Annotated in this window: 9 protein-coding genes; 5 read left to right on the top strand and 4 right to left on the bottom strand. The window is 44.7% G+C overall.

Features of this window, described 5'->3' with window-relative positions; all coding sequences use genetic code 11:
- Positions 1–337, bottom strand: a 337-nt coding sequence (locus ACXJGZ_RS00345; RefSeq protein WP_456397730.1) for a thiamine pyrophosphate-dependent enzyme, incomplete at its 3' end; no start/stop codon positions are given.
- A 153-nt stretch (positions 338–490) separates the two neighbouring features.
- Here ACXJGZ_RS00345 and ACXJGZ_RS00340 point away from each other — a divergent pair.
- From ACXJGZ_RS00340 to ACXJGZ_RS00325, 4 genes are read left to right on the top strand one after another with little or no spacing between them, the layout of a single operon-like run.
- The gene (locus ACXJGZ_RS00340) at positions 491–736 is read left to right on the top strand and encodes a biotin/lipoyl-containing protein (RefSeq protein ID WP_456321927.1); all 246 of its coding nucleotides are present in this window, start codon (positions 491–493) and stop codon (positions 734–736) included.
- A 4-nt stretch (positions 737–740) separates the two neighbouring features.
- Entirely contained in the window at positions 741–1559 is an 819-nt protein-coding gene (locus tag ACXJGZ_RS00335; protein WP_456326249.1) for a dihydrolipoamide acetyltransferase family protein, read from the top strand.
- Positions 1552–1929: a Lin0512 family protein gene (locus ACXJGZ_RS00330; RefSeq protein WP_456397727.1), complete on the top strand. Its 378-nt coding sequence runs from the start codon at positions 1552–1554 to the stop codon at positions 1927–1929. The genes ACXJGZ_RS00335 and ACXJGZ_RS00330 overlap by 8 nt, the downstream gene beginning before the upstream one ends.
- Positions 1926–2915, top strand: coding sequence for an NAD(+)/NADH kinase (locus ACXJGZ_RS00325; protein ID WP_456397725.1), 990 nt, complete (start codon positions 1926–1928; stop codon positions 2913–2915). Before ACXJGZ_RS00330 ends, ACXJGZ_RS00325 begins: the two co-directional genes overlap by 4 nt.
- A 3-nt stretch (positions 2916–2918) precedes the next feature.
- Here ACXJGZ_RS00325 and ACXJGZ_RS00320 read toward each other — a convergent pair whose 3' ends face one another.
- The 3 genes from ACXJGZ_RS00320 to ACXJGZ_RS00310 all read right to left on the bottom strand — a co-directional run bounded on the left by ACXJGZ_RS00320 (position 2919) and on the right by ACXJGZ_RS00310 (position 6508).
- Entirely contained in the window at positions 2919–3710 is a 792-nt protein-coding gene (locus tag ACXJGZ_RS00320; protein ID WP_456397723.1) for a lipoate--protein ligase family protein, read from the bottom strand.
- A 133-nt stretch (positions 3711–3843) separates the two neighbouring features.
- Positions 3844–5301 carry a permease-like membrane multi-spanning protein gene (locus tag ACXJGZ_RS00315; RefSeq protein WP_456397721.1) on the bottom strand — a complete coding sequence of 486 codons (1458 nt, stop codon included), beginning with the start codon at positions 5299–5301 and terminating at the stop codon, positions 3844–3846.
- 4 nt (positions 5302–5305) lie between these two features.
- Positions 5306–6508, bottom strand: a complete 1203-nt coding sequence (locus ACXJGZ_RS00310) for a class I SAM-dependent rRNA methyltransferase (RefSeq protein ID WP_456397719.1) — start codon at positions 6506–6508, stop codon at positions 5306–5308.
- A 77-nt stretch (positions 6509–6585) separates the two neighbouring features.
- On the opposite strand from ACXJGZ_RS00310, the gene ACXJGZ_RS00305 reads away from it, so the two are divergent.
- On the top strand, positions 6586–6894 hold the full coding sequence (locus ACXJGZ_RS00305; protein ID WP_456326259.1) for a DUF5748 family protein: 309 nt from the start codon (positions 6586–6588) through the stop codon (positions 6892–6894).
- Positions 6895–6904 lie beyond the last annotated feature (10 nt).

Here is a 6904-nt window from a genome sequence, read left to right as displayed (position 1 = left end):
GCTCACCAACGTCAAGGTCAGCTATATGCATTGAACCTCCTTTTCCTTTCCCGCTTCCTGTTTTCTTACCAAAGAGCTCGGCCATCGAGGCTTTAATATCTCCACCTTTTGAAATATAATGTCCGTGCCCTCTGTGAGTGCTGGTTATGTAGTCATCTTTCCTCAAGTTTGCCATTACGCCAACGGCAACTGCTTCTTCTCCTACATACAGATGGACAAATCCGGGTATTTTTCCCTGAGCAAAGAGCTCTGCAACTCTCTCTTCATGTACTCTAATTCTTACCATCGTTTCATACATCCACAAAAGTTCCTCCTTCGAAATCTCCTCCACAGGCATATTTTTTCCTCCACATGGTTTTGATTAAAACAGAATGACTCTATCAAAATAGACTTAATCGTGATGTTGTTTGTAAAATCTAGTATATACGTATTTCGCAAGCGTTATATAGGATATGTAACCTATGAAATATTGATTTATGGGGGTAATATCATGGTAAAAGTAAATGTAATTATGCCAAAGTTTGGTATGACAATGAAAAAGGGTGCCATAGTGGAGTGGAAGAAAAAAGCAGGTGCTAGGGTAGAAAAGGGGGAGATCATTGCCGTTGTGGAATCCGAGAAGATAACAGGGGAAGTTGAGGCTCCAGCATCGGGTACCCTTGTGGAAGTTCTTCATGATGTAGGGGATGAAGTTCCCGTGGGAGAACCCATCGCAATAATTGAAACAGAAGAGTGATTTTATGAGCGAAGAAGAGGTTAGGTTGATTGCAGAGCAGTATGATGTTGATCTCTCGAAGATTAAGGGTTCTGGACCAAATGGAAAGGTTACTCTCGAGGATCTTGAAAGATATATAAAGGAGCACTTCTACCCGAAAGTGAAAGAGGAGGTTAAAATCTTCGGAATTAGGAAAGTTATAGCGGACAGACTCTCCAAAAGCTACAGAGAAGCTGTTCACGTAACCATAAACATGGAGGTCGAGATGGATAACCTTATGAGGATGAGAGAATCTCTGGCTGAAATGCTCGGGAAGAAGCCATCTTATACTGTTTTAATGCTGAAGTGTATTGCAAAAGCTATTAGAGATTTCATTGAAATCAATGCCACGATGGAAGGGGATAGGATAGTCATTTACGAGGACGTGAACATCAATGTCGCTGTTGACAGCCCCATAGGCTTGATAACTCCTGTCATAAGAAAGGTTGATGAGAAGAGTCTCCCAGAGCTTCTGGAGGATTATAAAGACATAGTTGATAGGGCAAAGAAGGGAATGCTAAAGGAAAAGGATTTCGTGGGTGGGACGTTCACCCTCACGAATCTTGGAATGTTCGGCGTTGAATCCTTCACACCAATAATAAATCCCCCTCAAATTGCAATACTGGGAGTGAATAGAATTGCCGAGAAGCCTGTGGTAAGGGATGGGAAACTCGAAAAGGCGCATGTGATGATGCTCTCTTTGAGCTTTGATCATAGAGCGATAGATGGAGCTCCAGCGGCAAGATTCCTGCAACGCCTAAAACATTACATAGAAAACCCGGAAAAGGTGCTCGAAGATGAATGAATGGAAGCGCTATCTCATAGAAATAGGGATGGGGGTTGATCAGCATGGACAGAACCCCACAAAAGCCTCTGTTAAAGCTGTTAAGGATGCAATAACCAGGGTCTGCACGGTCGGTCTTCTGGAGCTCTTCGAGCTTGATTTTGAGAGGGATGTGAAAGCGGAGGTTATAATAGGAGTACCCTACCCGCAGAGCGTCGATGTTGAGAAGATTAGAGAAGCCATTCCCATACAATGTGAAAAGACTGTCAGGATTGTTGGAGGGGGATTAAAAGGCCCCGGGATAGCTCTCAAAGAATTTGGCGATAAAACAAATGAGATGCTGATAGCAGTGGCATTCATAACTCTCTATGTCAGGAGAGGAAAGAGATGAAAGCTACAGTTGGCATAATAGCAAATCCAGAATCTGGAAGGGACATAAGAAGGCTTGTTGCCCATGCGAGTGTTTTCGATAACATGGAGAAGGTCAGCATAGTTGAAAGGCTTTTGCTGGTGCTGCAAGATCTTGGAGTTAAGAAGGTAATAGCGATGCCTGAGACATTTGGAATAGTCCCGGGTGCGGTCAATGCTATAGGGGAGCATTTGAAAATGGAGGTTAAAATGCTCTCCATGAGAATTCTTGGAGACTGGAGGGATACCTATAACGCCACCATGGCAATGAAGGATAGGGTGGATGTTATAGTGGTCATAGGAGGGGATGGAACCAACAGGATTGTCGCAAAAGCCTGTGATGACACTCCCATAATGCCCATATCGACGGGAACCAACAATGTTTTTCCCTACATGATAGAAGCCACCATAGCGGGTGAGGCCATTGCGGCAATAGCCACCGGCATTGTGAAGGTTGGGGAGGGCACATATAAAGCTAAGAGGGTTGAGCTCTTTGAGGATGGCTCTTTGAGGGACATAGCGCTTATAGATGCGGCTGCGACCCTCCATTCCTTTGTGGGCTCGAAGGCGGTGTGGAAACCGGAGTATTTGAGGGAGCTCATCGTGAGCAGATGCTCCCCCTCCAACATTGGGTTGAGTGCCATAGCAGGAGTTCTGAGGGAAATCTCGGAGGATGACGACGTAGGGCTCTACTTGAAACTTGGGGAAGGGAGGGTTATAAAGGCCCCTATAGCCCCGGGTGTTTTTAAGAAAGTTGGGATAAGGGATTTCAGGGAGCTGCAGCTCGGGGAGGAGATTGAGGTAAAAACGTCCCCCTCCCTCTTCGCGCTTGATGGGGAGAGGGAAGCTGAGATGGCGGGCACAATAACGGCTAGAGTTACGAGAAATGGGCCGAGAGTCATAGATTACAGAAAAACCCTGAAGATTGCAGCTGAAAGGGGATTTTTTGAGGGTAATTCGGAGCTTTGAGGATCAGCCCAGAAGTTCTCTTACCTTATCTTCGAGCTCTTTTCTGTTGATTTTTGGCGGTCTCTCAAGGTTCCACCCGTTTTTTGAATATTTCTCACGATAGAGCAATCTGGCAAGTTTCTTCTCTTCTTTTGTGGGTTTATCAATGTAATATCCACAGGATAGAATCTTTGAATAGCCATGGATTATGGATTCGATGACATCCTTCTGATTGACATCGATAAATTCCGAGAGATTTGCAACCCGGTACTTAACAGGGTCTACGGAAGGCTTAATCTCTTCGGGTACCCTGAGGAGGGATGTGAGCTTTTTTAAGTCTGCATTTATTAAGATTGAACCGTGAAGGAAGAGAACCCCCCATTTTATGCTCCCTGCAGTCCCCGAGATTTTCCTCTCCCCGAGAACGACATCGCTTGTATTTCTGAGCTCGGGGTTTACCCCGAATATTTTTAAAGCCTCAATGGTTCCTTTCAGGAGGATGCCATAGAGGTAGGAGATGGGGAACCTGACATTCCTTTTGAGAGTGATGGTGTAGTTTATGCAGCCTTTATCATGATAAACCGTGCCACCTCCTGTAAATCGTCTTATTATGGGAAATTCCTCTTTTTTTGCCTTCAGCATATTTATGTCCTCACGGGCTTCCCTGAAATACCCTAAAACTAGAGCATTATTGTTGATCCATATCCTGAGGGTATCCGGAATCAGATCCCCGGCTCTCGCTCTTGCAAGTGCCTCTTCAAAAGCTAGATTAAGACGAGGGTCATGGTATTCAAAGGTTAAAATTCTGAGGGACATAATTGAAGAACTGCTCCAAATGTTATTAACTCTAACTATTTATATTTCAAGCAACTAACTTTATTGAGCCGCGATGAAGAGAGTGCACCTCCTCTGAACCGGCGCTGGATGATGAAAAGCACGGGCAGAGCGGCTACTTTTCAAGATAGAGGATAACTATAAGAAGAAGCTCGAACATCAGGAAGGCATACCCCATGAGATTCCCGAAGAAGCTATATGTGAGCCTTATGAGAGCGGCAGGGAGGTTCACGAGAAGTGCCGCAAATCCGAAGATTATTAAGTTGTCGCTCATCGTGAGATAGGCCGGCATGATGGTATATTCATCTTTTAGGCTTCTCGTAAGCCAGAAGATTATAAACTTTGCCATCAGGAGGTTTGATAGGATTCCAAAGATGAGGAGGAAGGGGAGCCCATCGGCTTTATTATAGAGGGCCACCGCAAGCCCCACGACCGCCGAGGGAATGTAGAGGAAGCTCACGGCAAATGCCTTTGCGTTCCTGAAATCCTTAACTTTCAATGGCAGGGAGAACAGAAACCATCCACTTTTGTACTCCTCGATAAGGAGTATCTGGGAATTTAAGGACTCTAAAAGGGCAGTGCTTCCTATTATGAGCGTCCAGGTTGATAAATCGCTCTTCTGGAGGAATATCATGGGGATCAAAAACACCAGGGGAAGGAGCATGATGAAGAGGGAAGAAGTTCTTCTAAGGCTGAGCTTCAGATCCTTCAGGAACAGAGCCACCAGCGGATTAAGCTCCATTCCTTTAAATTCGTTCCTGGATAGAGAGGTATACACTCCCTCCACAAGACTTCTCTCCACAAGGGTGTTCCCCAAAACAAAAACCGATAGAGAGAGAAGCATGTACGTGAGGAGGGGCTTCAGCTGGGGAGAACCTTCTATAGCATGGTATATGCTAAGACTCTGAACTACCGGAGGAAGATAGGGCTGCAGGTTGAGCATGGTAAGTTTCTGGAAGGCGCTTGGGAAGAGTATCCCGTAGAATATGAAGAGCATCATGAAGAGACCCGCGAGGGAAAACCCGAGAAGCCGCAGGACGTTCCAGATCAAGCCCTTTTTTTGGATTTTAAATGTAAAAAATGCAAAAATGCTTCCTATTCCGTAACCAAAAAGTATTGAGACGAGAGTCCATAAGAACATGAAAACGAGAACCTTCCATGAGTATGTCAATGCCTTCCAGCAAAAGGGAAGCATCATGAAGAAGAGGGGAGGAGAGTAGTATTTAAGCCATGTTTTGAAAGGAAGGAATCGAACATTTATGGGAAGACTAAGCAGAAGCCTCAGAGCCCCGACTTTACCCAAGGAGTGGAGAAATTCTATGGAGAGCAGCATGGAGATTATGATTATAAAAACCAGGAGGGAGGCGGCTATGGACGAAAAAACTATTGTTCCACCTCCTAAAAGTCGTTCAGCTCTCAAAAAGATTATCGAGAAGAATAAAAATACAAATGAGGCGAAAGCAAGCTGAATTAAGGGAGTCTTTCTAATTAATTTGGTGAACTTCTCTCTGTTATATTCATCGAGTCTGTGCTTGAACTCATGAAAAAGCACCTCTCTCACGAGGATATCCATCCTCTCACCTCAGGTTTTCGGCATAGAGGAAGAGACACTTTAGATACTCAGTATCCTTTGAAGCCATTAAAATTGGGTGATCCGGGGCCTGCGTTCTATAGGGCTCAAGCATCTTTAAGAACTTTCCTGCCTTTGCTGAAGCAGCTATAATCATGTTTTTAAACAGCTGCATATCAACATGCTGGGAGCATGAAGCGGTAACGAGAATTCCTCCATCTTTGAGGAGCTTCATGGCCTGATAGTTCACATTGAAATAAGCCCTCAATCCCTTCTTTAAATCCTTTTCATGCTGAACAAAGGCAGGAGGATCAACCACCACGACATCAAACTTTTCTCCCTTCTTCTGGAGATTTTCCATAACCTCAAATGCCGACCCGATTATAAACTCCATCCTATCTTCAACACCGTTGAGTTTTGCATTCTCCTTTGCCTGTTTTATTGCCTTGGGCGAATTATCCACTGCCACAACCCTGTCAGCACCGGAAACCGCGGCATGTATTGCAAATCCCCCTGTATACGTGAAGACGTCGAGAACCTTCTCCCCTCCTCTTATGTACTTCTCGAGGGCTATTCTGTTCTCCCTTTGATCCAGGAAAAAGCCGGTCTTCTGCCCCCTCATATCCACGATAAACCTAGCCTTTCCCTCTTGGATTATTGTCCTGTATTTCTCCTTCCCGAGCAAAACACGTTCTATTTCAGGTAAACCTTCTCTCCTCCTTGCTCTCCCGGTATTTTTCTCAAAAACCGTTTCTATCCCGGGCTCGGCTTCCATTATAGCCTCGGCAACGTCCATCTTAAAACGCTCCATACCGATACTTGAAATCTGGAGTGATGCTATATCGTTAAAGCGGTCGACTATAAGGCCCGGGAGATAGTCGGCTTCCCCATATACCATCCTGTAGGCATTTCCATACCCTAAAATCTTCTTCCTGTAATTGTTAGCCGCTCTCACCCGCTCTTTGAAAAGCTCTTTTCCTATCTCAACATCTCTCTCCTTTGTGAGAAAACGCACCATAATATTCGAATTTGGATTTGCAAAGCCCTTCCCCAGAAACCTGCCGCTTCTCGAGTACACTTCAACAATATCTCCCGGCTTTACATCCCCTTCCGTTCTGATCACACCCTTTTTGAATACAATCATGGCTCCCTTCTCAATCGCACGGTAAGCTTGAGCATCAACAAAAACTTTAACTTTTTTCTCGCCCATATCAGCCCCCTCACTTTACCTATTTCAAGCGATAGGTATTTAACTATTGGGTTCCATATACTTCTATGGTGGTTTCTATGAACTTCGAGGCAATAAAAGAGTTTTTGGAAGAAACTGGCGCAGACTATCTGGAGATAGAAGGAGAAGTCCACCTGGATCCACAGGTCTTTTTTGAAGTTTGGAAATATGTAGGAGAACCCGATCTGAAAACATACATTGTAGAAGATAGTATTGTGGAGCCGGGCTCATATGACCCGCCCCAGATGAAATACAAATCCCTCAAGAATGTTAAAATAAAGAAGGTTTATTTTGAGACTCTCGACGGCAGACGCATTGTTACGGATTATGTCGAGTTCAGGAAGATTGCAGATGGATATAAGCCTTGATCTTCCTTTA

Source organism: Palaeococcus sp. (in: euryarchaeotes) (genome assembly GCF_053987695.1).
The sequence above is the reverse complement of the archived record's forward strand: the minus strand, read 5'-3'. Positions and strand labels throughout refer to the sequence as shown.